This is a genomic window from Microcystis sp. M090S1 (genome assembly GCF_020246295.1).
Classification (GTDB): Bacteria; Cyanobacteriota; Cyanobacteriia; order Cyanobacteriales; family Microcystaceae; genus Microcystis; species Microcystis aeruginosa.
This window is the reverse complement of the sequence record NZ_JADBTF010000207.1, coordinates 1-23,767: the sequence shown is the minus strand read 5'-3', so window position 1 is coordinate 23,767 and position 23,767 is coordinate 1. Positions and strand designations below refer to the sequence as shown.

The 23,767-nt window shown below is 41.2% G+C and carries 26 protein-coding genes; 9 read left to right on the top strand and 17 right to left on the bottom strand.

Annotated elements, in window-relative coordinates; genetic code table 11:
* Positions 1–72 precede the first annotated feature (72 nt).
* The 15 genes from IM477_RS09450 to IM477_RS09380 all read right to left on the bottom strand — a co-directional run bounded on the left by IM477_RS09450 (position 73) and on the right by IM477_RS09380 (position 10,996).
* Positions 73–735, bottom strand: a complete 663-nt coding sequence (locus IM477_RS09450; RefSeq protein WP_287731498.1) for a Na(+)/H(+) antiporter subunit B — start codon at positions 733–735, stop codon at positions 73–75.
* Complete coding sequence (locus IM477_RS09445) at positions 735–1,277, bottom strand: DUF4040 domain-containing protein (protein ID WP_287731497.1); 543 nt, start codon at positions 1,275–1,277, stop codon at positions 735–737. Before IM477_RS09445 ends, IM477_RS09450 begins: the two co-directional genes overlap by 1 nt.
* Before the next feature lie 8 nt (positions 1,278–1,285).
* Positions 1,286–1,555: a monovalent cation/H(+) antiporter subunit G gene (locus IM477_RS09440; RefSeq protein WP_287731495.1), complete on the bottom strand. Its 270-nt coding sequence runs from the start codon at positions 1,553–1,555 to the stop codon at positions 1,286–1,288.
* Positions 1,552–1,803, bottom strand: a complete 252-nt coding sequence (locus IM477_RS09435) for a hypothetical protein (RefSeq protein ID WP_002739224.1) — start codon at positions 1,801–1,803, stop codon at positions 1,552–1,554. The genes IM477_RS09440 and IM477_RS09435 overlap by 4 nt, the downstream gene beginning before the upstream one ends.
* Positions 1,800–2,183, bottom strand: coding sequence for a Na+/H+ antiporter subunit E (locus IM477_RS09430; RefSeq protein ID WP_287731494.1), 384 nt, complete (start codon positions 2,181–2,183; stop codon positions 1,800–1,802). Before IM477_RS09430 ends, IM477_RS09435 begins: the two co-directional genes overlap by 4 nt.
* Positions 2,180–3,616, bottom strand: a complete 1,437-nt coding sequence (locus tag IM477_RS09425; RefSeq protein WP_287731493.1) for a cation:proton antiporter — start codon at positions 3,614–3,616, stop codon at positions 2,180–2,182. Before IM477_RS09425 ends, IM477_RS09430 begins: the two co-directional genes overlap by 4 nt.
* Entirely contained in the window at positions 3,613–3,960 is a 348-nt protein-coding gene (locus tag IM477_RS09420; protein ID WP_002761414.1) for an NADH-quinone oxidoreductase subunit K, read from the bottom strand. The genes IM477_RS09425 and IM477_RS09420 overlap by 4 nt, the downstream gene beginning before the upstream one ends.
* A 173-nt stretch (positions 3,961–4,133) precedes the next feature.
* Positions 4,134–4,613 carry a PIN domain-containing protein gene (locus IM477_RS09415; RefSeq protein ID WP_287731491.1) on the bottom strand — a complete coding sequence of 160 codons (480 nt, stop codon included), beginning with the start codon at positions 4,611–4,613 and terminating at the stop codon, positions 4,134–4,136.
* A 4-nt stretch (positions 4,614–4,617) separates the two neighbouring features.
* On the bottom strand, positions 4,618–5,400 hold the full coding sequence (locus tag IM477_RS09410; protein ID WP_287731490.1) for a hypothetical protein: 783 nt from the start codon (positions 5,398–5,400) through the stop codon (positions 4,618–4,620).
* 175 nt (positions 5,401–5,575) lie between these two features.
* Positions 5,576–5,920, bottom strand: a complete 345-nt coding sequence (locus tag IM477_RS09405) for a type II toxin-antitoxin system PemK/MazF family toxin (RefSeq protein WP_287731488.1) — start codon at positions 5,918–5,920, stop codon at positions 5,576–5,578.
* Positions 5,913–6,104, bottom strand: a complete 192-nt coding sequence (locus IM477_RS09400) for a hypothetical protein (RefSeq protein ID WP_287731486.1) — start codon at positions 6,102–6,104, stop codon at positions 5,913–5,915. The genes IM477_RS09405 and IM477_RS09400 overlap by 8 nt, the downstream gene beginning before the upstream one ends.
* 51 nt (positions 6,105–6,155) lie before the next feature.
* The gene (locus IM477_RS09395) at positions 6,156–6,614 is read right to left on the bottom strand and encodes a hypothetical protein (protein ID WP_287731484.1); all 459 of its coding nucleotides are present in this window, start codon (positions 6,612–6,614) and stop codon (positions 6,156–6,158) included.
* Between the two features lie 27 nt (positions 6,615–6,641).
* Complete coding sequence (fbp, locus tag IM477_RS09390; protein ID WP_002783121.1) at positions 6,642–7,688, bottom strand: class 1 fructose-bisphosphatase; 1,047 nt, start codon at positions 7,686–7,688, stop codon at positions 6,642–6,644.
* A 270-nt stretch (positions 7,689–7,958) separates the two neighbouring features.
* Positions 7,959–8,741, bottom strand: a complete 783-nt coding sequence (locus tag IM477_RS09385) for a DUF3153 domain-containing protein (protein ID WP_287731482.1) — start codon at positions 8,739–8,741, stop codon at positions 7,959–7,961.
* Positions 8,742–8,743: 2 nt separating this feature from the next.
* Positions 8,744–10,996: a ribonuclease R family protein gene (locus tag IM477_RS09380; protein ID WP_287731479.1), complete on the bottom strand. Its 2,253-nt coding sequence runs from the start codon at positions 10,994–10,996 to the stop codon at positions 8,744–8,746.
* Between the two features lie 425 nt (positions 10,997–11,421).
* Here IM477_RS09380 and IM477_RS09375 point away from each other — a divergent pair, with 425 nt between their 5' ends.
* Complete coding sequence (locus IM477_RS09375) at positions 11,422–12,198, top strand: slr1353 family protein (RefSeq protein WP_287731477.1); 777 nt, start codon at positions 11,422–11,424, stop codon at positions 12,196–12,198.
* Between the two features lie 353 nt (positions 12,199–12,551).
* On the opposite strand, the gene IM477_RS09370 is transcribed toward IM477_RS09375, so the two are convergent.
* Entirely contained in the window at positions 12,552–13,748 is a 1,197-nt protein-coding gene (locus IM477_RS09370; protein WP_287731475.1) for a DUF4377 domain-containing protein, read from the bottom strand.
* Between the two features lie 263 nt (positions 13,749–14,011).
* Between IM477_RS09370 and IM477_RS09365 the strand changes: the two genes are divergently transcribed.
* The 3 genes from IM477_RS09365 to IM477_RS09355 all read left to right on the top strand — a co-directional run bounded on the left by IM477_RS09365 (position 14,012) and on the right by IM477_RS09355 (position 15,517).
* Positions 14,012–14,356 carry a YbaB/EbfC family nucleoid-associated protein gene (locus tag IM477_RS09365; protein WP_193959692.1) on the top strand — a complete coding sequence of 115 codons (345 nt, stop codon included), beginning with the start codon at positions 14,012–14,014 and terminating at the stop codon, positions 14,354–14,356.
* A 59-nt stretch (positions 14,357–14,415) separates the two neighbouring features.
* Positions 14,416–15,138 (top strand): pyridoxine 5'-phosphate synthase, encoded by a 723-nt coding sequence (locus IM477_RS09360; RefSeq protein ID WP_287731507.1) that lies wholly within the window; start codon positions 14,416–14,418, stop codon positions 15,136–15,138.
* 67 nt (positions 15,139–15,205) lie between these two features.
* On the top strand, positions 15,206–15,517 hold the full coding sequence (locus IM477_RS09355; protein ID WP_287731505.1) for an MgPME-cyclase complex family protein: 312 nt from the start codon (positions 15,206–15,208) through the stop codon (positions 15,515–15,517).
* A 454-nt stretch (positions 15,518–15,971) separates the two neighbouring features.
* Here the strand turns inward: IM477_RS09355 and IM477_RS09350 are convergent, their stop codons facing one another.
* Positions 15,972–17,612 (bottom strand): DUF655 domain-containing protein, encoded by a 1,641-nt coding sequence (locus IM477_RS09350; RefSeq protein WP_287731473.1) that lies wholly within the window; start codon positions 17,610–17,612, stop codon positions 15,972–15,974.
* Positions 17,613–17,833: 221 nt separating this feature from the next.
* Here IM477_RS09350 and IM477_RS09345 point away from each other — a divergent pair, with 221 nt between their 5' ends.
* The 5 genes from IM477_RS09345 to IM477_RS09325 all read left to right on the top strand — a co-directional run bounded on the left by IM477_RS09345 (position 17,834) and on the right by IM477_RS09325 (position 23,364).
* Positions 17,834–20,260: a dynamin family protein gene (locus tag IM477_RS09345; RefSeq protein ID WP_190722170.1), complete on the top strand. Its 2,427-nt coding sequence runs from the start codon at positions 17,834–17,836 to the stop codon at positions 20,258–20,260.
* A gap of 205 nt (positions 20,261–20,465) precedes the next feature.
* Positions 20,466–21,326: a formylglycine-generating enzyme family protein gene (locus IM477_RS09340; RefSeq protein WP_002761399.1), complete on the top strand. Its 861-nt coding sequence runs from the start codon at positions 20,466–20,468 to the stop codon at positions 21,324–21,326.
* Positions 21,286–21,681 carry a nucleotidyltransferase family protein gene (locus tag IM477_RS09335; protein ID WP_002761398.1) on the top strand — a complete coding sequence of 132 codons (396 nt, stop codon included), beginning with the start codon at positions 21,286–21,288 and terminating at the stop codon, positions 21,679–21,681. Before IM477_RS09340 ends, IM477_RS09335 begins: the two co-directional genes overlap by 41 nt.
* A 161-nt stretch (positions 21,682–21,842) precedes the next feature.
* On the top strand, positions 21,843–22,418 hold the full coding sequence (locus IM477_RS09330; RefSeq protein ID WP_287731471.1) for a Uma2 family endonuclease: 576 nt from the start codon (positions 21,843–21,845) through the stop codon (positions 22,416–22,418).
* A 49-nt stretch (positions 22,419–22,467) separates the two neighbouring features.
* Entirely contained in the window at positions 22,468–23,364 is an 897-nt protein-coding gene (locus IM477_RS09325) for an AEC family transporter (RefSeq protein ID WP_190722160.1), read from the top strand.
* Positions 23,365–23,767 lie beyond the last annotated feature (403 nt).

The following is a 23,767-nucleotide window of genomic DNA, read 5'->3' as shown; positions in this document are numbered from 1 at the left end:
CATCAAGTCATGTTATGCTCATCGGTTAATCCCCAGTTTTGACCTAAAGCTATAGATATAGATATTAACCTCTCACAATAAACCGCGATAGCGGATAAAAACGAGGATTACTGCCCAGGAACCTAAAGCTACTTTAACGGCGACTAAAATATTTAGTATCGGTAAAATGCCGCCACTAAATAGCGCACCTAATTCCCCGTGGGGTAACTCAAATCCTGAGAGAGTAATGGCAGCCAAAACAATAAAAACTAAGACGGAAATTTTCTCCCATGTTGCCGCTTGCCAACGGCGATAAATTGCTTGCATCCATTCGGGAGACGAGATAATTGCTATTAAACCAATTGCTGTACCTCCGGCGACTCCGGCGGCAAAACCTCCCCCCGGACTTAAATGTCCGCGGATAGCTAATTCAATGCCCACTAAAGCGGTAATTGTTGCCCCTAAACGGGCTAAAATAATTGAAGGTTGGTCGGTAAATTGATGGATTTTACTGGCGGGTTTTTCGGTGGCTAAAAGAAAATTTGCCCCCATAATGGCAATGGTAAAAACAACCACTTCATAGATGGTATCGTAGAGACGATTACGAAAAATAACTACCGAAACCGCATTAGGAACACCACCGTCGCGCACCAGGGATTCAACAATTTCTAAGGATGATACAGAGGAAGCAGTATTGGGAATAATTACCATTTTGATAGCGAAGGCAATGGCGGCTAGAGTATAAATCCATTTCATTAGTGTTTCTCCTCTAATTTTCGGGTTTCAATACAGGTTAAAGTTGTGTTGGCTGCCGTTAATTCATTTTTAAAAATATCGTAGAGATAGGGTAATCTAATTGTGGTTTCGTAGGGGATAGTTTCTGGATTGTCTTGACGGATACAGACGGCATGAATATCCTTATCCCTAAGTGCCTGTTGCAAAGCTTGTTTATCACTGTAGGCAACTAATTCTAAACGCATAAAACGTTTACTTAAAACCGTTTGTAGTTGAGTTTTTAACTGTTCTAAAACTGTATCGTTTTCCTCGGCAATTACTCCTAAACGCATCACTAAAGAGGAACGAATCGCCACCGCGTAGAGAGTTACGGCTAACATGGTTCCCATCAAAGCTTCGGTTAAAGACACATCTGCCGCCCCTAATAAAGCATAAACTAAAGCGGCTATTGCTCCCAAAACCCCGCGAATTACTAGAGCTTGGTAGGGATTGGATTGTAACATTACCATCGCCGCAGTTAAAGGCAAGAGGGCAACAATAACATAGAGATAACTTTCATTCATCTTTAATTTTACTCTCGATCGCTAGAAGTATAAGCTAAAACGTAGCCTAACATGGTGTTCCAAATTGCTAGGGAAATTATTGCCAATAATAATAAAGGCCAATTGTGGGGAACTTTCAAAAGTAGCCCGAAAATAATCGCCATGGAACCCAAGGTATCAGCGACAGATAGACCGTGTAATTTATATAATACCGAGCGCTTGTCTAAAAGATGCGCCGTTCCCCAAAACCAGAAAAAAACTCCGATAGCGATACAGATATAACTCAAAATGTCAATCATGATTCGTTCAGTCGTTTAAGAATTTGTGCTAATAACATAAAGCCGGCATTACCGACACTGAGAATAATCACTGCTACCACTCCAATCATCCAATCATCCCGCAGAACTGAAACCACTAGAATAATAATCGATGATTTACTGGAAGCACTGGCAAAGGCGGCCATTTTTTGCCAAATATCATCATTTTTTGCCACTTCATAAAGGGGAATTAATAGGGCGACAATCATGGCAATGAGAACAATATTCATCCCTGGTTACTCCGTTTAATTACATGAACTTCATAACCCTCATTTTCCTTGTATTCGGTGACGATAGTTTTCGGGGTAAAAGTAATGAGAAATATATCCCAAAAAGCCAATCTGGGTGAACGTTTACCCGAAATTCTCTCTAAAATAATTTCTTCTTCCTTGTGGGGACGAAAGATAATTTCAAACGCTTCCTTATAAGCTTGGGGAATAGCCAGCAAAACTTTAATTATTACCTTTAACCAATCGCCTAAAGTTTCGCTAGAGGCGAAATTACGAGGCAAAAGAAAAGCAATAGCCACCCCGATCATAATATTAGCGGGGGTAAAATTAGCGGTGAGCAAAAACCACATAGTTAAACGCAGAATTATATGTCCAATCATGCTAAAACCATCCAAAACAATAGAACTAACATTATACTCATCATACCGATGAGATGATCAAATTGTTCCCAAGCTCGCGATAATTTTAGGGATAACTTTTTGAAAACTCCCAGATATAACCACCACCCCGCACCGATGACGGCTAAAGCTTTGATAATATTGGGAAGATTATAAGCTTCAACATAGACAGCATTGGATAAAAATAGGGCGGCAAGGAGTAGAATTATTGCTATCCAGAAACCGATAGTTAGCTTCTGTTTACTTTCGCCACCTGCGTGGGGTAAAAAGATAAATTTAGCAAAGGAAATCGCCGTCCCCACCGCCACAAGATTGATCATAATCTCTTGCCAGGGGACTAAATTTTTCATCGTTAACGCTTTTGCCCCAAAACCAGATAATAGGGGGAATCCAGAGATAGAAAAACTAGCAACCACTAGGGCAATCCAGAGGGAATTAGGGATCGATTGTTGCTGTAATTCTTTAAAATTGCGACTGGGTAAAACTCCCGCTAATAGAAATAGGGAAGATTTAACTAATCCGTGGGTAAGGGTATAAAAACCACTGACTACCGGGGCGGCTAAAATAAAACCTAACTGGGAAATAGTATGGAAGGCTAACATCCGCTTGCTATCCTTTTCAAACACTGCGTATGACACGCCAAAAATCGCCGTTAGCACCCCGAAAAGCCGAATTAGGACATCCAAATCCTCTAGGATTAAAGCACAGCGCAGGAGGGGAAAAATGCCAGCTTTTACCACCACCCCCGACATCAGCGCCGAGACGGAGGTTTCCGATTCCGAGTGTGTCATCGGTAGCCATAATCCCGAGACAAAGATTCCCCCTTTGACTAATAATCCCATGAAGATTAAAGCCAAGGCTTCGGGAGGTGCGTCCTTTAAACCGGCAAAAGCAAAGGAATTATTGGCTTTATAGACTAAAACTGCACCGATAAGGTAAAATAACATCGCCACATTGCTGATAAACAGATAACGCAGTGCCACCCAGAGAGAGCGATCGCTGCGAGGATAGGCAATCACCAGAAAAGCGGCAATACTAATTACTTCTAGGGCAACGTAAACGCTAATAAAATCCTCACAGACGAAGACAGAATTAATGCTGCCGTGGAGAATGATAGCTTGGGCGTAAAAAAAGGCGGTTTTGCTACTTTCCCAGTTATAAAAAATAACTGCCATCGTCACCAGGGCATTGGTGAGGATAAAATAGGCACTTAACTGATCGGCTACCAGTCTCACGCCATAATTATCTAGTAGGTTGAGGGTTATGGGGGAGGATTGGCTAAATAGAAGGAGAGAATAGGCGAGAGAGATAATAGTGGTGGCGAGAGCCAGATATTTGTCTAATCGCGGCAATAAATAGATGATAAAGCCGATCAAAAAGGGTAAACTTATCCAAGCGATCGTTAAAGTATTCATGGTGTGTTATTTTTTTCTATCTCGCTGCTGTCGAGGGTGGGGTTATCTTTAGCTAATTTCATTACTCCCACCAGCATTAACGCCTGAATCGAAAAACCGATGACGATCGCTGTTAAAATCACTGCTTGGGGTACAGGATCAGCGTAATTTTGCTGTTTAACTGTACTGAGGATGGGAGTAAATAAACCGTCACGGGAAGAAATCACCACATAGTAGGCGATAACGCCCGTACTCATGACATCCATGGCGATAATCTTCATGATTAAGTTTTTTTTCAGGAATGTTCCTAAAAATCCGCACAAAACGGTGGCGAATACAAACAACTCTAGGAGGGGAATCGTCACTGGGCTTCTTGATTAGATTTGGTTATGAGTCAAAATATTTCTTCTAATTATCCTCGATCGAGTCCTATTTATCAAAAAATTCTCAAGATTATGGGGGGAATTTTCGGGCGGCAAATAGATTGCCTTGGATCTATAAGTATTATTGAAAAAAAATAAAAGCAAGCGGTTTGGCTTTAATAATGTATATCTTCCCAGAGGGAGCAATCAGTAATGTTTTGGAAATCTTTGATATTTTTGCTGGCAATAATAACCCGACGACTGGGATATTTTTCTTTGAGTAGCGACCATTGAGCCGATAGGATACAATCTATATCAATATTTTCTTTAACTTTGTTTGGTTGACCTGTTGCTCTCAACTCAGCCCAAAGATCAGCGGCTTTTTGTAGTAAAATAAAACTGACTTTCTGAAACTCAATTACATTCCTTAACTTATCTAATTCTTGCACGCTTTTACTTTTTATCCTCATCAATTCTCGTCTAACCTCATAATCACATAGATCAGATGAAGTCAGAAAAGCTCCTCTTGCCAGCAGACGATAAAACCATTCGGTACATTGATAAACTTCTGTAAATAACTTTTGATCTTCTGGCCAGTCTTCACCGATCGGGGTTACTAATAAGCTTAAAATGTTAGAGTCCAGAATTACAATCACTCTTTTAATCCCATCCCTTAACTTTTCTCAGATTTTCTAACTGTTCTAAGCGAGATTTTGCCCATGCGATCGCTGGCTGATTTTTTTGTTTCTGCACTTGATCAGTATCGGATTTATTCGACGTATAAAAGTCTGTCCAATTGAGAGGTTTAGTTTCTTGATTTTCGTATTCTTGTATTTGCCAGAGGATTGCTCTAGCCGTATTCTTTAAAGAGATTAAAACTTGCTTAAACTGACTTTTTTTCTCTGGTTGCAAGCTAGGATCATTTAAAAAAGCCTTGGCGATCATCTTAAAAGATTCTAGGTAGTTGTGGGGAAAATAGCCAATATATTTTTCTATTATTATCTCTGAGAGTATGGTAAGACCGAAGCAAATACGATTATATTGAGCGGATTTATCTGTTGATTTTAACAAAGCATCTAACAGTATTTTCTTCACTCGAAATAACTCGATAAAACTCCGTAAATAATTATCATAATATGCCATTTTTTTTAAGCTATCAGCAGACAAAACTTCACAATACTTAGCTTGAAATTCTCTTGTTATTGGTTGATATTCAAGAGAATAAATATTCTCCGCTTGAGGTGGAGTTTGAGCTGCTCTGATTTTTTCTATAACTTCAGTAATTTTTAAATAATCATTTTGATATTCCTTGGAGAAATTAAGGGATTGATCGGAAGTAAATAGTCTTTCTAAATCTGCTTTTAAAAAACTTATTTCAGCTAACATTTCTTCACTGCTAACTAGCGGCAAAGATAACAGCAAATCTTCTGTAGTGATCGTCATGACTTAGATAGCTCCTTAAGAACAACTCATGTTCTCATACTAGAATAATTATCCCAAAGGGATTCGATTGTATTTAGGGCTTGCTGAATAAACCTAAACACCCCACACCCCACGAAAAACTTTTTGCCGCAAACCCTAACTATTGATTATGTTTCCGCTGCAACTAGCGCACAGACTAATCTTCGCTTTCTTGAGCATTCCTCTCTTCAAACCCTAGCCAAAAAAGTAACACATTCTCAACCTCCATCATTTGCTCAGATGTCAGATTTCCTAATTTACGCAAAAGCTTTGCATGGGGAATTGTAACGATGTTTTGTACATCAAAGACTCCTTCTCTAAGGAAGCGAGCTTGGACTTTCACTTCAAATCTTGAACCACGAGAGCTTGTCGTATGTGGAACCAGAGTCGCTAAGGCACGCTCTTGATTGCGCGCAGGAATACTGATAACCAAACAGGGTCTGACTTTGGCCACATAACCCAGATCAACCAGCCAAACCTGACCACGATCAGGGCTATCCATAGGAAGCTTCCTGATCATCTAATTCTAGAAAAATTCCCTCGGCATTGAGGACTAGATCTTCATCAGATAAGGGCGGAAAATCCAGGTGAATTGTCCGCTTCAGAATCTCTAATAGCAAATCTGAGCGCTCTGAGTCTGTCAAGCGGTCAAAGGTATCTAAAAGTTCCTGAACCATAGCAGTCATAGCAGTTACTCTATATCTGCTCAATACTATAACACAAGCTTAACAAGGATCTTAGTCATTGCTTGACAGCCCCAATAAATTCTGAATGTAAGTTTGGAATCCCCCCAAACCGCCATCGTCATCCCAACGCTGTCTGAAAGTTGGTAACTTCTCCAATTCCATCACATTCCCACCTTGATACCTGACTCGATAATCAAACATCGCATCTACTTTGGCTGATACAGGTGGATTATCAAAATCAATAGCCCAAAGCACCTCAACAATTCGATAGATGTCGTAATTATCCTTGCCAATTTCACGTTCGGCTTTGCAGTCGAGAACTTTTACTAAATGGGTAACATACCCTTGCTGTCTGAGTAGTATCAAACTACCTTTTTCGGGTTTATTGGCATTGACTTCATCGTCTTTCCATGCCAGTTTGAAGGAATTAGAAACCTTATATTCCCGATATGCCCATGTACCATCGTGTCGCCTTACATTTTTAGTCCACTTCAGATATTGTAAATCCATGTCAATATCTCTAAATAAAACTATAAGTTAAACTCGATCGCGATGACGGCGATCAGCGATAAAAGACTCCACCAATTTAACATCTTCGACACTACCGATCACTAAAGGTGTGCGGTAGTGTAATTTATCGGGAACGATATCTAAAAGATTTGTCACCCCATCACTAGCTTTACCTCCTGCCTGTTCAATTAAAAAAGCAAGGGGGGCAGTTTCATAAATTAAGCGCAATTTTCCCTGGGGATTTTTAACAGTACCCGGATAGAGAAAAACACCACCCTGCATTAAAATTCGATGGATATCTCCCACTAATGCCCCACTGTAACGGGCCGTGTAACCATCATGACGGTGGACATAACGAGTATAGTCGCGAATTGCCTCATCCCACTGCCAAAAATTGCCCTCATTGGTACTATAAATCGGACCGTGATCGGGGATAATAATATTCTCTTGGGCGAGGATAAATTCCCCTAAACTGGGGTCAAGAACAAAGGCATGAACACCGCGACCGATCGAGTAAACTAAAATAGTCGAGGGTCCATAGAGAATATAACCGGCGGCGATTTGTTGACGACCATTTTGCAGTAAATCCCGCGCCTCTCCGTCTAAATCATTGCCTTCCTGTTGACGGATGGCAAAAATCGAACCCACATTTAGGTTAATATCCACATTGGAAGAACCATCGATCGGGTCGTAGAGTAGGGTATAGCGACCGATGGGACAGTTTTCTGGGATATAATAGGGTTTATCCATTTCCTCGGAAGCAAGACGGCAAACTAAACCACTTTGCTTAAAAACCGAGATAAATACTTCATTGGCAAAAACGTCCATTTTCTTGACTGATTCCCCTTGTACGTTGGTTTCTCCGGTAAAACCTAGCACATCCGCCATTAATCCCGCTTTACTGAGACGACGGGCAATTAATTTCCCCGCTAGGGCAATCCGACTCATAATTGCGCTTAAATCCTGCGCGTCGGAGGAAAAGCTTTGTAGTTGTTGCAGGACGTGACGAGAGAGGGTGGTACAATCTCGATCGAGGCTATGTTCGGGGATAGAAAAGGGAATATTGCTAACCATAACTGTAATTGCCAGTAATAAAGTAAAAAAAGGGAAACTCGTCTAGTCTCAATTATGACTATGATTTGATCCTAGCCAAGATTTTCCCTATTGCGGGCTAATTTTTAGATCAGTTTTAGAGTTGGCTAATTTTTACCCCATTGATCATTAAATTTTGGTCAATAAGTGGCTGTTTATAATTAAATTGAAGATGGATCCCCCCTTAATCCCCCCTTGATAAGGGGGGTGTCTGACAGTTTTTAACACTAACTACTTAGTTGCCCTCTCAATTTAAGTCGATGGGGATACACCGGGCAAGCGTTTATATTTCAAGTAATAGGCAAAAACTGTTATTAAAACAATAACTATTGTGCCGATACCTAAATAGTTAGGAACCCAAAAAGCTGCCGTAATGGTGTTAATGTCTCCCGGTTTTAAATGCCAAATTAACTGATCATCAACTTGTTCTACCGGGGGATTTAATCCTGAGTCATCTTCAATATTTTGACCAGCTAAGGGAGTCTTTAAAGCGAAGTCGATATCGACTAAAGAACCGGGACTAACGATAATATTTCCCTGTTCAGAAAGTACACCTAAAGCCCGCAAATCAACGGTTAATTTTAAGTTTTTCTGAGTCAAAAAGAACCAATCTCGTTCTGTAACTGCCAGTTTTGAGTCTAGTTGCAGTAACTTTATATCATCGGTATTAGCAGAGTTTTTGATTTTAAAGGAAGAACTAGGATCAAAAAACTGATTGAATTTTTCCTCTAATTCCTGACTATTACTAAAGGGAATAGTCACCATTATTTCTCGTTCGGAAATATGAGCGGTTTTCCCCTTAAGTAATTTTGCCCTCTGTTCGATACTATTTAACCATTTAGTGGCTTCGGTTTGACTGAGACTGGTTAAGCGTTGTCCGAGGGTGATATGTTGAATAATTTCCCCGTGGTGTTGGTGGGGAAAATTAATGCCCACATCGTAACGGACACAGCCAGTTAAAAAGAGAAAAATACCGCATAAAAAGGGCAGAATAAAGCGGGTTTTCCCGATTTTTTCGGTGGTTGGTTGATTCATAATTAATCTTCTTCTAAGTCGTCATAACTTGCTGAACTGCCACCGCTAACCGTAACTAGATCGATTTGCTGACGATAATAGTCTACATCTTTTACTTCCACTTCTACCTCATCACCGAGACGATAGGCAACGCGATTTTTCCGTCCTACCAAACAGCTATGACGGGCCCGATATTCATACCAATCATCCTTGAGAGAAGAAACATGGACCAACCCTTCCACTAATAAATCGGAAATTTCCACGAAGAAACCATAGGATTGTACACCGGTAATTAAGCCGCGAAAAACTTGACCCATTCTTTCTTTCATTTTCTCGGCTTTTTTCAATCCTTCTAGGTCTTTTTCCGCATCTTCAGCAATTTTTGAGCGATCATTGAGATGGGAAACAATGAGGTGGCTTTCTTCTTCTAACTCCTCCTGAATTTGACTTGGTAGAATATTCCAATGAATCTGTCCATGACAGCTATTACTGCCCAAATTAACCCCGACTTTGACGATTTTGCTGCGGCGATCTTTCCCTTCTGTTAATAAGATTTTTAACACCCGTTGTACCCAAAGATCGGCATATCTTTGCAGGGGTGAGAGACAGTGGGTATAATTGCCAGGATAGGCCAAACCAAAATGGTGTAAAGGATGGCTGCTATATCTAACTAATTTGAGAGTTTCTTGCAGGAGATAATTGAGGACTTTCACCGATGTGGAAGCGGAAAAAATGCGGGTGAGATTTTGATAGTCATTGGGTTTAATCTCCTCCTCGGCAGTTAAATTTAATTCTGCCCCTAAATTATTGGCTAATTTGAGTAAATCCTCCAATTCATCCCAATCCGGTTCCGATTGTCCACAGTAGATACAGGGTAAGTGTAAAGCTTGCAAATGTTCAGCGACGACTTTGCCGGCTAAAATTGCCACTTCTGTCAGTAAAGAACGGGCCGGTAAATTATTAGAAGCGAGAACAGTCCCCCCCCGTCCTTCGTCTTTGTAGGGAGAGATTTTGTCTAATTGAATATCAAAACTACCCCGCTGCAGACGTTGGGATTTTAGGGTGGGGCAAACGCTAAAAAATAAATCTTTCAGGGTTTCAACGGTATCGGTGGGGGCAGCTTCGCTATCTTCTTCACTGAGCAGATCGCGCACCTGTTGATAGGTAAAATGTTGATCCACTTGGATGAGGCTGCGGGTGATTTCGTACTCCACTAGCTCCCCCTTGTCATCGAGGGTGACGAGGATAGAAATAGCGGGGCGCTGTTCTTGCGGTGACAGGGAACAACGACTGGTAACGGCAGCTGGGACTAATGGCAGCACTTTTTCGCCTAAATAGACGGCAGTTCCCCGTTTTTTGGCAACTTTATCCAATAATCCCCCCCGTTCAATGTAACGGGCCACATCGCTGATATGAATGGCGACTCGCCAGCGATTTTGGTTGATTTTCTCTAAAGAAAAGGCATTTTCAATGATCGGGGGATAATCCAGGGGGTTGTCATCTTCGATGGTAAAGGTGAAGAGTGGGGTTAAATCTCGCAGTTGTTCTTTTTCGCCACTATCGAAGAAATCCGCTAAATTATCGGCAATTTCGAGGGCTTCTGGCGGAAAATTATGGGGTAGATCGTGTTTACAGGAGACGATATCGGTGTCGGCAGCGGCCTCGGCCGTGGAACCGAGAACACGAGTAACTTTACCGATGGGAGGCATTTCCCCTAGGGGATAACGGAGGACGGAAACATGAACGAGGTGATCGATGTTTTCTTGGAGATTTTGACCATTTTCGAGGAGATTAAGGGTAAATTTCAGGCGATCATCCAGGGGAACCGCCACAAACTGCTCATTTTCCTGTTTTACTTGCGCTAGAAGTGAAGGATTAGCCCGTTCGAGAATTAATCTCACCTCTCCCTCCGGGGAACGACGACGGGTTCCCTCGCGGATGATTTTGACTAAAACTCGATCGCCATTCCAAGCGTTACTTAAATGATTTTTCGAGACGTAGATGTCATCAGCATCTTCGATATCTTGGATAGCAAAGCAAAATTCTTTACTGGAACAGCGCAGCTTTGCTTCTACGACATTTTCCTCGATCACACGACGATAGCGCCCGCGTTCTTTGACAACCATTCCCAGACGTTCCAACGCATCGAGAATCACTTGCAATTTTTCGCAGCTTTCGGGATCGTCTTCGCAGCCCAGTTTTTTTTCGAGAAGTTTACCCGTAGCTAATTTATCATCACTAAGATGAGAGAGGAGTGTGGCGATCGAGAAGTCCATCTAACAATAATCCTTACTTACAAGACACTGACGGAATCGTGAATAATTAAGTTTAAATACTTAATAATGAGAAGATTGATTTAAACAAACTATTGACTCGAGAGATTATCTCTGTCGGGGTAATTGCGATCGCTGCTGGTGACAGTGAAGGTAAACTGACCAAGCATCGAACACCCGAACCTACCCTGAGAATTATCGAAGCCTTCGTTAGTATAAGCCAATAGCGAACACCGGCAAACTTTTCGGCGATCGCTAGTCTTTCTGGCAGAAGCTTCAGCCTAGTAGAATCTTGTTGCTGTGGGCAAGGCTAATCCTAGAACTGAAAATTTTATCTAACCTTTAATCTTAGCAAGAACTTGCTACATTTTTCCATAATTGCGATAGAGTATTCTAATATAAGTACAAAAGAACTCGAAAAAGTCACCATGTTGCAAAAGTTACGCCAACGTTACCCCCAAGTTGCCCTGATTAGCGAGTTAGTTCAAATCGATCACGGCAAGTATATTGTGAAAGCGATCGTCGAAATTGAGGGAAAAACGGTCGTTACAGGTTTAGCTGCGGCAGATACGGTGGAAATCGCCGAAGATAGAGCCAGAGAACGGGCTTTACTGCTTTTAGAGGCTGAAAACACCCCCGATCTCCAGCCTGTGGAAAAAATCAGCCCCAATAATATTTCTCTACCAGAAGATTTACCTAAACCCGTCGCTAGTGCCAAAAAATCGACCAAAACGGCTAAAGTCACTGAAATACCTCGTCCTGAAGCCAAAATTGAACCGGAATTACCTCAAGTTAAGGATATTCCCCCAGCCAAAATTGAACCGGAATTACCCCAAGTTAAGGATATTCCCCCAGCTAAAATTGAACCGGAATTACCCCAAGTTAAGGATATTCCTTTACCAGAACCAGAGCCTTTATTATTAGAAATGGAAACCGATAATTACTCCTTATTATCAGAATTGCCAGAAGAAGCGAGTTTAACCGAAGAAGAACCCCCAGAACCGGAACCAGTTGTTGTTATTCCCGAAGAAATCGATTATTCAGTTCTTAAAACTAAAATTGATGTGGAGATGAAACGATTAGCTTGGACCACAGAAAAAGGTCGGGAATACCTGATTTCTACCTATGGCAAAAAGTCACGTTTACTGCTAACTAATGAGGAGTTATTAGAATTCTATAACTACTTATCTAGTATCAGTGCCTAATCACTAAACCTGCTGCATAAATCAAAAATCTTCCGTTAAGTGAGGAGTCTCCGAGCCAGTATTCTCCGAGTCAGGAGAAGCAGAAAGAAATAGATTATTTCCTGGCAGTAGAAAAGCGATCTTTTTCTGGAAAAATCCTTAAATTAAGGACTTTAAGAGCAAGTCTGCGATTAAAAACTCAATTTTGCGGGAGATATAATAAAAAAGGAAGCTATTAAGTAGGGAGGCACAATTATTTGTAGGATGGGTTAGCGGTAGCGTAACATAATCGGGCGTTGGGTTTCATGCTTCAACCCAACCTACATTCTGATAACTGATAACTGATAACTGATAACTGATAACTGATAACTGAATTAGTTTCTCACCGCTTCTGTTTCCACTTCTTTGGGAACAACAACTGGCACTCCGCTGACTGTTTCGATTTGATAAATAACGCGACTTAATTGGGAAGGACAACAGAGAGGATCCGTGTCTTTATAGCGATTAAAAACCACAATAATTCGATCGCTATTTTGTAAAACAATTCTCTGAGATGCTCCATCAGTGCGGGAATCCATCGGTCGCGGGGAAAGAGTGCCAGCGAATTTACCATCGACAAAAACAAAGTCTTGATAACCCATCGGTCGGCACATTCCATCCACTCCACTCATGGCCGAAATAACGCTAGTTTTACCATAGGTTTGCACGGACCCGTACAGTAACCATCCTGCTTTATTAAGCGCTTGATCATTGGCAGTAATTGCCGGACGAACCTGTTCACGACACTGGTTATCAATCACGGTTTTAACGGGAGATTTGGGGATAGGTGCCTTGGCTTTATTCCAATTAGTTAACGGTCGATCAAACCAAGCTCGCGGAGTCTCTTTTTCTGGGGTTTGGCTAATAACTTCTAATAGCTTCCATGTTTCCGAATTTTGATTATTAGCTGGATTGGAGACGGTTTCAATGCTAACTTTAATTTGATATAAAAATCCCGGTTTATAATCAAATCCCTCGATACTATTGGCGAACAATCTCCAGTTTTCCTCTGGTTTTTCTCGTATCTGTAAACAGTCTTTGGTTGGTCCTTGGCTACAGGGTTGTTTCCTAGAATTGATATAAATTGTCTTTTCCGTGCGCGTGGTGGTCGGTGCGGGGGTAAAAGTGAGTATTCCTAAACCTTCGGGAGTACGATAAAATAACTGTAAATCGCCTTTAGCCGTCACTTGGAATTGTTCCACTCCTTGCAAGGCGGCCAGATATTGATTTTCTTGTTTCATCTGCGGTTCCGGACAAGCTTTTTTGGTAGTAGCGATCGCTTGGTTGATCTGGAACGTGCCATTATTGACTTGATAGCCGGTATTATACTGGTTGCATCCAGCCGAACCACTGAGGATATTTTTCTGGAAAGCGGCAGTAATTTCCGTTTCTTTGACCAAACTTCCGGCTGTCCAACCCCTTAGTTTCCATCGAGTCCCCTCCAAAGGGGAAGTATTAGCGATCGCCGCTTTCCCTGCTAAAGCACAACTTAGGGCAATTGTCAAGAAAATTCCCGTTTTTTTGGCGTTCAAAATTGCTATTCTCCTCGTCAAAGCAACAATTGTATTATGGCGTGGGGTAATCGACTGAGTGGTTAGGATAATTTTTAGGATTTCTCTTTCTGACCATCCCGTGACGGATTAAGAGAGAACAAGTTCCCTCAAACCTTAACCCAGTCAGAAAGTCATCGTTGTCAATAATCACTTTTTGCCCTCAAATGGCCAAAAGTTGACCCCAGTTCACCTTAAGCAGTACAATAAAAACCTTGAGTGACCCCTTAAACAAAAAAAACATCATGGCACAAGGACAAGGATTCGGATTCGGTCTCGGTAAGATTAAAGAACTACAAGACGCTTTCCAAAAAGCGCAACAGGTGCAACAAGGGGCCAAAGTTCTGCAAGAAGAACTGGAAACTATGGAAATTCCCGGCCAGAGTGAAAATGGCTTGGTGACAGTCTATCTCAGTGGCAACCAAGAACCCCGGGGGATTGAAATCGATCCGGCTCTCCTCTCCCAAGATCTGGAGATTGTGGCTGGGTCTATTCTAGAAGCCATGAAAGTCGCCTATAGTGCCTCCACGGAAACCATGCGCAGCAAAATGGAAGAACTGACCAGTGGTTTAAATATCCCCAGTATGTAATCGCTTTTGACGGCAATGGTAAGATGGAAAGTTGGACTAACAAACAAGGAGGTTCAACTTTGCTGACTTTGGGTGTCAATATCGACCATGTGGCCACAATTCGCCAAGCGCGCCGCACCGTGGAACCGGATCCCGTGGCGGCGGCAGTTTTGGCCGAAATCGGTGGTGCTGATGGCATTACCGTTCACTTGCGCGAGGATCGTCGTCATATCCAAGATCGCGATGTGCGGATTCTCCGGCAAACGGTGCGGACTCATCTGAATCTGGAAATGGCCCCGACGGAGGAAATGATCGCCATTGCTCTCGATATTAAACCCGATTATGTCACCCTTGTCCCCGAAAAGCGCCAGGAAGTGACCACGGAAGGGGGGATCGATATGCTGGGCAATTTTGACCGTTTTTGTCGGGTTGTCGAGCGCCTGCAAGCGGCTAATATCCCCGTTAGTTGGTTTATTGATGCCGATTTTGCCCAAATTCAAGCGGCCGCTAACACGGGGGCGAAATTTATTGAACTCCATACCGGTCAATACGCCGAAGCACAACAGGAGAGCGATCGTCAAGCAGAATTAACAATTCTTAAAGAAGGTTGTGAATACGCTTCCTCTCTCGGTTTGCGGGTGAATGCTGGTCACGGTTTGACCTATTGGAATGTTTATGCCGTCGCCTGTTTGCCCAATATGGAAGAATTGAACATTGGTCACACAATTATCAGTCGTGCGGTTTTGGTCGGGTTGGAACGGGCTGTTAGGGAAATGAAATTGGCTATGCGTGGACAATTGTAAAAGCCATCAGCTATCAGCTAATCTCCCGACTAACGAACAATTACACTGAAAAATTAAAGGAAAGATGATGACAACTTATTATTATTTGGTAGCCAGTCAAAAGTTTTTAGAAGAAGAAGCGATCAAAAAGGAAGTTTTGAAGGAAAGAATCAGGAATTATCAAGAAAAAGGTCAAGAAATTGATTTTTGGTTAATTGCCAATCCAGCTTTTTTAGATGCTCCCGCTTTTGCCGATATCAAAAAGAAAACTCCCCAACCGGCAGCGGCGATTGTTTCTCTCAATCAACAGTTTATTACTTGGCTAAAATTGCGTCTAGAATACGTTATTACCGGACAGTTTGAGGCTCCTTCCGATAGTATTCCCGAACCGTTAAAATAACCCTTTTTTGTCTGTGGTAAATAAGTGGTTATAATTAAATAGAAGATAGATTTTGGGTTCGATCCCCCCTGCCCCCCTTGATAAGGGGGGTGCCGATCCCCCCTTAATCCCCCCTTAATAAGGGGGGTATCTAACGATTTTTAACACCTACCTAGGGCTTGCTGAATAATGGTAAAACCCTTTTAAAATAAGGCTTTTGACCTGTTAAAGTCCGATGTTAGTGCAAGAAAATAGGATTGGGACTTTCAAAAACCTTGCATTATCCTTCTTGTGGTACATCGCTTGGTACAAAAAACAAGGGCAACAAAGCCTGAAACGACCGACTCCTGACGACCGGCTACTGACTCCTACCCCCAGGAAAAACTTTTTCAGCAGACCCTACCTACTTAGCTTGCCGTAACAAGGGAAAATTGCTAGTTTTTGTCTATGGCAAAAAATACAGACGAGGCAATCATTACCAGCTGACTTTGCCTTGCAGCTTGCTAATTTTTCCCTTACCGATTCCCGATACTCGCTCCAAATCTGCTAGGGAAGTAAAGGGTTTTTCTTGCCGGGCAGCGATAATTTTTTCGGCTAATTTGCCACTGATACCGGGTAAAGTATCTAGTTCTTCTTTTGTGGCGGTGTTTAAATTAATTAAGCGATCGCTTTTAATTGTTACAGATTGGGGGCAGTTTTTTCTATCTTGTTCGATCCGATTTTTAATAGTTTCCGGCAGTCCTAATTTAGCGGTACGGTAAAGATCTTGAAATTCTCGCTCGAAATGAGCGGCAACAGTGGGATTATCGATAATAACTAAAGCTTCATCGTTTTGGTGGTTAGCAGCTGCTGACCAATTATGAGAACCAGTAATCACAATTTTATCATCGATTAAACCGAATTTATGGTGTAATTTATCTCCCCGGGCTAGAGCGGGAACTCCTAGGGTATTAATTGGGTTTTGCCAAGGCTGATTATCTGGTTCATAACGACATTTATTACTGAGAGCAACTCCTAATAAATCTAATCCTTCGCTATAGTATCGGAAGGCAAAACTAGGATCAATTAAAGCTTTAATTTCTATCCCTTTTTGATGTCGTTGGGCGAGAATATTAGCTAAAGGCTGTTCCGTCAGGACAAACAGGGCTAAATTCACGGATTTTTCAGCTTTATTTAAAGTTTCACCTATGAGACCATTGCTAGTAATTGCCCAGGGATAAGTGGTAGAATCGGGGGAAAATTTTACCGTCAGACTACTATTACCGATAGTAATTTTTTGCGGTTTTCTTTGGGGTTTATCTAACCCAAATCTAGGACGATCTTCCCTTCCCCACATCAGATTAAATTCTTGTTGAAAAACTCTAGCTAGTGGGGGATTAGTAATGACTAATAAGTGATTGGCATTCCCGACAGTTTTGGGATTAGAAAAGTCTCCATGAATATCACTTAAGGTATAGTTAGCTGAACTGATTAAAGTAGTGTAATTATCAATAACCATGAATTTATGGTGCATTAAACTGCTACCTTTTGAGCGATCTGCCCTATCATCAATTAGGGGAATACCAGCTTTTTTGAGGATAGTAATTGCATCTCTTTGGGCGATTTCCTCCGCACTTAATTTACCATCTCGATTTAGATCAACTAAGTCAAAAAGGTTTTGATAACGTTCCTGTTCTCGATCGCTTGATTGTTCTTGATTTTTAGCTAAACTATTAATCGGTTTATTGTAAATATTTTCGAGAATAACCCTAACTTTAATTCCCTGCTGATGACGAGCAACTAAAGCTTGAGCGATGGCGGGTAAACGTAACTCTTGCACCGCTAGATCGATCGAACTTTTGGCCGAGTTGATATGATCAATAATAACCTGTTCTAAATTATCCCCCGGGCGATTAATTTGGCGATAGGGATCGGTATAATTTGAACCCTGGGCTTGATTATAATTAAAATAGACTTGAATATATTGATCTTGGGGCAAGGGTTGGGGACGATTTTGGATAACATTCAGAGAATGACAGCCACCCAAAAGAAAAACTGTTCCTAACAAAAATCCCAACTGTCCCATAGGCCGAATTTTTTTTAATCTCAATTTATCTATTGCCATTTTTGTCCACATAATTATCATTACCCTAGGATTCAGGAGGGAATTTTTACCTAAGGAGGTTCTCGGAAATCTGTATGTACTAAATTGATTATAATCAATCCTGATTCTAGATTGAAGACGATGGCTTTGTCTTTGATTGCTTAAATCGCTGACCAAAGATGTGGCATCTAGTTAGGGAATTTTGTTATAATCTGGGGAACAATAGCACTGTTCTTCTAGATTTGGGTTTTACCATGACTGAACTTTTACCCCAATGCAGTAATCTGGCTGGTAATGTTAACAGTATAATTGAACTATTAAAAGGCGAATCCTCTCTCCGCAATCAACAGGATACCAGCAAGATAGAAATTGCCCTACAAAAAGTTATTTCTCCCAAATTTGAAATCGTTTTTGCCGGTGCTTTTAGTGCCGGGAAATCAATGTTAATCAATGCACTTTTAGAGCGAGAATTGCTGTATAGTGCCGAAGGACACGCAACGGGTACAGAATGTTATATTGAGTACGCAGAAGCTGATGAGGAAAGAGTGGTTTTAACCTTTCTCAGCGAAGTAGAAATTCGTACTTTAGTCGATACCGTCTGTCAAAATCTGCAATTAACTAATCCCAGTAACATTAATTCCCCCGAATACTGTAGTCAGTTAAACCAATACTGTCAAAAAATTATCGAACAGGAAGGGGGAGAAGGCAAATCCGAGCGAGCTAAACAAGCTCAGGGTTTAAAATTATTAATTGAAGGATTTACTCAAAATCGTGAGCGGATCCATACGCTGCATAATGCCACCTATTCCATGGAACAATTTCACTTTTCTAATTTAGCAGAAGCGGCAAGTTTTGCCCGTCGTGGTAGCAATAGCGCCGTCTTAAAACGTCTAGAATATTACTGTCATCATCCTCTCCTTAAAGATGGTAACGTTTTGGTAGATTTGCCCGGTATTGATGCCCCAGTCAAAAAAGATGCCGCATTAGCCTATCGTAAAATAGAGCATCCTGATACTTCGGCAGTGGTTTGTGTTTTAAAGGCTGCTTCTGCGGGAGAATTAGCCACAGAAGAAACGGAATTACTCGAAAAAATTAGCTCTAATGCTGGTATTCGTGATCGAGTTTTTTATGTTTTTAACCGCATTGATGAAACCTGGTACTCAGCCCAACTAAAACAGCGTTTAGAGAACCTAATTCAAACGCAATTTCGTGATACTTCCCGCATTTACAAAACCAGCGGACTTTTAGGGTTTTATGGGTATCAGGTGAAAAATCAAACCAATATTAATCAGCGTTATGGGTTAGATTCTATCTTTGCCGAAAGTGTTAAAAATTTAGGAGGACAAGAAGAAACACCGCAATTTGTCAGCGAGTTTAATAACTATTGTGCCAACTCTGGTAAATTACTGGCAACTCCCTTTAAAGTTTCCATCCACGGTTATGAAACTCCTAATAAAAATTACTTCCGAGTTTTAAGTGAGTGGGGAACTCCTTTACTAGAGCAGTTAATTGCTGATAGCGGTATCGAAGAATTTCGCAGGGCAATTACTCGTTATCTTACCGAAGAAAAACGTCCGCAATTGTTTGCAACTTTAGCCGATGATTTACAATCTCTCTGCATTACTCTCAAAAATTATTATCAAGGGATTTATAGTGATTTAGAAAGTCAACCACGAGAAATTGAGGCGATGAAAGCTCTGGAGTTAAATCACCTCAATCAAGAGTTAAAGGAAGTGGGAGAGAAATTAACTAAACATATCGAGGGTTATGTCAATGCTATCGTGGTTAATAGCGATGAAAACTTTGAGGAAGACTTTAAGAAACTGAAAGCGAGAATGGTATCAAGATTGGATGAGTTATTAAATACTTTTTCTGTTAAAAATGCTTACTCGCAAGCGACTTTAACTCATCCTCGCAATGCTACAGCACCTTTATTAGCAGTATTAGTGGAAGCTTTTTATTATCTGTCTAACCAGCTAGAAGATGTGTTAATTGAGGAGTCAACCAGTTTAATTAGTCGCTTTTGTCAGCGTCTTTTAGATGCGGTAAGACAAGGTGATTATTATCGGCAAATCTATCGTTTATTAGGCAATGATGGCCACCTAGAAAGTCAGCTAAAACAGCTAGAATTGCAGTTAATTCATGCCTTGATTTCCGAAGCAAAAACTGAGTGTGATCGCTATGTAAGAGAAAATCATAATTTTTACAACGAAGGCACTTTTTCGATCTTTCAATTTCGGGAAACTGTGCAACAAACTGCCCAAGGTTATGACTGTGAAAGTATTCTTGCTGCCGAACCTGCTATCCGTCAATTACTTAAGTTAGATTTTGAGCCAAAAGTATCAGCAACAATTCATAAAAACTTCCGCCAAACTGTTAATAATACTCTGAAAAATCAATTGATACCAATGGCAAAAAAACAAGCGGATACTATTCTACAACAGTTCAATCAAGCTCGTTCTTATCTAGAACAAACTTTAGAACAGGAAGCAGCGGAAAAAATTGCGAATAATGCCCGCAAACAGGAAGAAATTCACCAAAAAATTGAGGATTATAACCAAGCGATAAACTCTCTTAATACTTGTTTAACTGCTATGGGTTTACAGAAAAATCATTTACCTGTAATTGGTGAACAAGAATTAGAGATTGTCCCAGAAGTTGTTAATTACTCCAGCGATTAATATGGGGAGTGGGAAGGTGAGAAGTGAGGGGAAACAATCCATCTGTTAAAAACCGATTTGCTGTCAAAGCAAAAAATTAATTAAAATTAAAACTCATCGGGGGATAAGCGATCGAAGTCTTGTTATTCTTAAACTGGTAGGTTTTGGGATTTTTCTAGGCCCGCAGCTTAACCCGATCAACCGATAACCGATAGAGGGGTGCAGAATGGGAGAATGGTTAGATTTTACCGATGAAGTGGTCACTGTTAATGGCAAAGGTGAGGAAATTAAACGGGAAAAAGTCACTAATCGAGGTTATAAATATTTTTTAAGCAAAAAAACCTTTTTAGAAATGATTTCTATCCCTAGCGGTCAATACCTCATCGGTGCGCCCAAAAGCGAGTTAGGCTGGAAATTGAGTCAAAGTCCCCAATCTCCGGTTAATATTCAGGCCTTTTGTCTGAGTCGCTACCCAATTACCCAACGACAATGGCGCGAGGTGGCAAAATTAGAACCAGTAAATATTGAACTTAATCCCTATCCGGCCCATTTTGAAGGTTACGATCGCCCAGTAGAACAAATTAACTGGTGGGAAGCGGTGGAATTTTGCGATCGCCTATCCCGTCTCACCGGACTCAATTATCGTTTACCCGCAGAAAAAGAATGGGAATACGCTTGTCGGGGGGGTACATCAACCCCCTTCCACTTTGGCCTGACAATTTCCACTGATTTAGCCAACTATTCCGGGGTGGACTGGGATTATGGCGGCAAAGTGTGCAGTTATGGTCGTTATGGGGAAGGTTCCCTAGGATGCGATCGCAGGGAAACCACACCGGTAGGAATGTTTGCCGTCGCTAACCCTTTCGGACTCTACGACCTGCACGGAAATGTCAGGGAATGGTGTGCAGATTACTGGCGCGATAACTACGAAGCAGCCACAATAGAAGATAGGGACAGACGAGTTTTACGGGGGGGTTCCTGGAATGATGGCCCTAACAAATGTCGCTCGGCCTACCGGGTCAAATTTCTGGCTACTGCCGGACTCTATGATATCGGTTTTCGTGTGGTTAGCGATAATTCTCCTTAAATCTGAAAACCGATCACTGATTACCGGTGACAGGGAGGTGAAAAAATTGAAAATAGAACTACCCCAGCAAATAATCAGCGAATTTTGTCAGAAATGGCAGATATCTGAAATGTGTTTATTCGGATCGGTTTTGCGGGAAGATTTTCGTCCAGATAGCGATATTGATATACTGGTCAGTTTTCAAGATAGTGTTTCTTGGGGACTTCTGGAGTTTTCGAGGATGAAACGGGAATTAGAGAATTTATTGGGACGGAAAGTTGATTTGCTAACGAAAAAATCGATCGAGCAGAGTCATAATTGGATTCGTCAACGAGAGATTTTAGGGACAGCGCAAGTGATTTATGTGGCGGGATAAGGCTTTTTTACTAGATATTGTCCGAGCAGGTCAATTAGCTCAATAATTTGCCGATCAACCGGCAAAATTTGCAGGTGTTTGTCAGACAAATTTTAAAAATATACCGCTCCTCGATCGAGAGTTAGAATTGATTTTAGAGACAATAAAGGTGATTTAACCAAATGATTGCTAACTTTGACGATAACTATCTTTCCCCGGAAGATTATTTAGCAACGGAGAGAATAGCCAAGGATAAACACGAATATATTCGCGGTCAAACCTACGCCATGGCTGGTGCAAGTAAAGCCCATGGTATGATTATTATCAACTTAGCCACACTTTTAAAAAACCGGCTGCGGGGTAGTGGTTGTCTTGTCTATGCCACAGATATGAAAGTTCGTCTAGAAATAGCTAATAGTTATTTTTATCCCGATCTTGTGGTCACTTGCGACTCGCGAGATAATCGGTCTTTCTCGGAAGATTTTATCCGTTATCCGCGCTTGATTGTAGAAGTATTATCCCCCACTACGGCTGCCTTTGACCGGGGTGATAAATTTGCCGACTATCGTTCCCTTGAAACTTTAGAAGAATACGTTCTTATCAGTCAAGAACGCATCAGTGTGGATTGTTTTCGTCGCAATGATGAAGGATTCTGGGTTCTTTATCCCTACAGCAAAGGAGCAGATATTTATCTAGCTAGTATCGATTTTCACTGCGCGATCGCATCTTTATACGAAGATATAACAGAAATCCGTTAAAAAATCAGATCAGTTTTTTTCTGTTTACTATTTACTTTTTACCTGATTAATGCTTGTCATCCTCTCCGCTATTGTTCCAGTGGGTTTTATCATCCTCATCGGTGTGATAGCAGGAAAAATTCTCACTGTGGAAGTGCATTCCCTTTCCCAAATCACGGTGTATATTCTTGCCCCCGCTTTGGTGATTGATGGACTCTATCGCACCACTTTATCCGGCAGCAATATCGGTTTAATTCTCCTAGGCTTTGCTCTTATCTCACTGGTAATGGCGATTGTCGTCGAAATTATGGCCTATTGTCTCAGTCTCGATGCTGATACCCGCAAAAGCCTCATGGCTGCCGCCGTGATGCCTAATAACGGTAATATGGGTTTACCTGTGGCTAGTTTTGCCCTGGGTGCGGCCGGACTGGAAAGAGCGATAATCTATATGATTGGCTCTAGTATTCTTTTATTTGGTATTAGTCCCGCTTATTTGCGAGGAAAAAGCTTTCTTTCAGGATTTCGCCTAGTTTTTCGCTTGCCCTTAATCTGGTCAATTTTTATCGGCATTAGCTTTCAAACTTTCTCTTTTCATCTTCCCCTGCAATTAGATAAAAGTATTAGCTATCTGGGACAAGCGGCAATTCCTTTGGCTTTAATTATCCTAGGTATTCAATTATCTCAGCAAAAATTAGCGATCGGTAAATTAGAATTATTAGGGGCCTGTTTGCGTCTTTTAGTCGCTCCTCTTTTGGCATTTGCGATCGGCAGTAGTTTAGGATTAACTGGTATGGATCTAAAAATTCTTATCCTACAGAGTGCCATGCCCACCGCCGTTAATACCGTCATTTTAGTCACAGAATTCGGTGGTTCAGCCGCTTTAATGGCCCGCACAGTTGTGGTCACTACCCTTGCTAGTTTTCTGACTATTCCTTTCTTTCTTTGGTTATTAAAAGTCTATTTATAGCAGTTATCTTAAGGGTGAGGTGCGAAGTTTTCGTTTTGTTAACTGTTGACTGAAAAAAGCTCCAGCACTCCCTTTTCCCTTCTCCACAACTCCCACTCTGCAATAACTACTGGCAGCCAGAAATACGTTGGGTTCATATCATACTTTGTGCTTTTTGTCAAAAAAACTTTTTTTTTGCAATAAAACTACACAAAAAAAAGATCATCGTTGTGGGTGAAATTGACTGATTTACCCGTCCTAATTAGGATCACCTTGTAGGTGTGGCAAGGGTTTCAACCATTGCTGTCCAAAAAAGCACAGAATAACCCATTATGAAATTCAGTAAAATCGCTGTAACCATCATAACATCGTTGTTAAATAAAAATCTTTCTCAATTAATTCTTAAGAATTTGTAAATATTGCG

What these genes read in the sequence shown, in the direction of transcription:
- IM477_RS09450 (WP_287731498.1), bottom strand. Translation starts at nt 735, where the DNA reads ATGAAATGGATTTATACTCTAGCCGCCATTGCCTTCGCTATCAAAATG.
- IM477_RS09445 (WP_287731497.1), bottom strand. Translation starts at nt 1,277, where the DNA reads ATGAATGAAAGTTATCTCTATGTTATTGTTGCCCTCTTGCCTTTAACT.
- IM477_RS09440 (WP_287731495.1), bottom strand. Translation starts at nt 1,555, where the DNA reads ATGATTGACATTTTGAGTTATATCTGTATCGCTATCGGAGTTTTTTTC.
- IM477_RS09435 (WP_002739224.1), bottom strand. Translation starts at nt 1,803, where the DNA reads ATGAATATTGTTCTCATTGCCATGATTGTCGCCCTATTAATTCCCCTT.
- IM477_RS09430 (WP_287731494.1), bottom strand. Translation starts at nt 2,183, where the DNA reads ATGATTGGACATATAATTCTGCGTTTAACTATGTGGTTTTTGCTCACC.
- IM477_RS09425 (WP_287731493.1), bottom strand. Translation starts at nt 3,616, where the DNA reads ATGAATACTTTAACGATCGCTTGGATAAGTTTACCCTTTTTGATCGGC.
- IM477_RS09410 (WP_287731490.1), bottom strand. Translation starts at nt 5,400, where the DNA reads ATGACGATCACTACAGAAGATTTGCTGTTATCTTTGCCGCTAGTTAGC.
- IM477_RS09405 (WP_287731488.1), bottom strand. Translation starts at nt 5,920, where the DNA reads ATGGATAGCCCTGATCGTGGTCAGGTTTGGCTGGTTGATCTGGGTTAT.
- IM477_RS09400 (WP_287731486.1), bottom strand. Translation starts at nt 6,104, where the DNA reads ATGACTGCTATGGTTCAGGAACTTTTAGATACCTTTGACCGCTTGACA.
- IM477_RS09395 (WP_287731484.1), bottom strand. Translation starts at nt 6,614, where the DNA reads ATGGATTTACAATATCTGAAGTGGACTAAAAATGTAAGGCGACACGAT.
- fbp (WP_002783121.1), bottom strand. Translation starts at nt 7,688, where the DNA reads ATGGTTAGCAATATTCCCTTTTCTATCCCCGAACATAGCCTCGATCGA.
- IM477_RS09385 (WP_287731482.1), bottom strand. Translation starts at nt 8,741, where the DNA reads ATGAATCAACCAACCACCGAAAAAATCGGGAAAACCCGCTTTATTCTG.
- IM477_RS09380 (WP_287731479.1), bottom strand. Translation starts at nt 10,996, where the DNA reads ATGGACTTCTCGATCGCCACACTCCTCTCTCATCTTAGTGATGATAAA.
- IM477_RS09375 (WP_287731477.1), top strand. Translation starts at nt 11,422, where the DNA reads ATGTTGCAAAAGTTACGCCAACGTTACCCCCAAGTTGCCCTGATTAGC.
- IM477_RS09365 (WP_193959692.1), top strand. Translation starts at nt 14,012, where the DNA reads ATGGCACAAGGACAAGGATTCGGATTCGGTCTCGGTAAGATTAAAGAA.
- IM477_RS09355 (WP_287731505.1), top strand. Translation starts at nt 15,206, where the DNA reads ATGACAACTTATTATTATTTGGTAGCCAGTCAAAAGTTTTTAGAAGAA.
- IM477_RS09350 (WP_287731473.1), bottom strand. Translation starts at nt 17,612, where the DNA reads ATGTGGACAAAAATGGCAATAGATAAATTGAGATTAAAAAAAATTCGG.
- IM477_RS09345 (WP_190722170.1), top strand. Translation starts at nt 17,834, where the DNA reads ATGACTGAACTTTTACCCCAATGCAGTAATCTGGCTGGTAATGTTAAC.
- IM477_RS09340 (WP_002761399.1), top strand. Translation starts at nt 20,466, where the DNA reads ATGGGAGAATGGTTAGATTTTACCGATGAAGTGGTCACTGTTAATGGC.
- IM477_RS09335 (WP_002761398.1), top strand. Translation starts at nt 21,286, where the DNA reads ATGATATCGGTTTTCGTGTGGTTAGCGATAATTCTCCTTAAATCTGAA.
- IM477_RS09330 (WP_287731471.1), top strand. Translation starts at nt 21,843, where the DNA reads ATGATTGCTAACTTTGACGATAACTATCTTTCCCCGGAAGATTATTTA.
- IM477_RS09325 (WP_190722160.1), top strand. Translation starts at nt 22,468, where the DNA reads ATGCTTGTCATCCTCTCCGCTATTGTTCCAGTGGGTTTTATCATCCTC.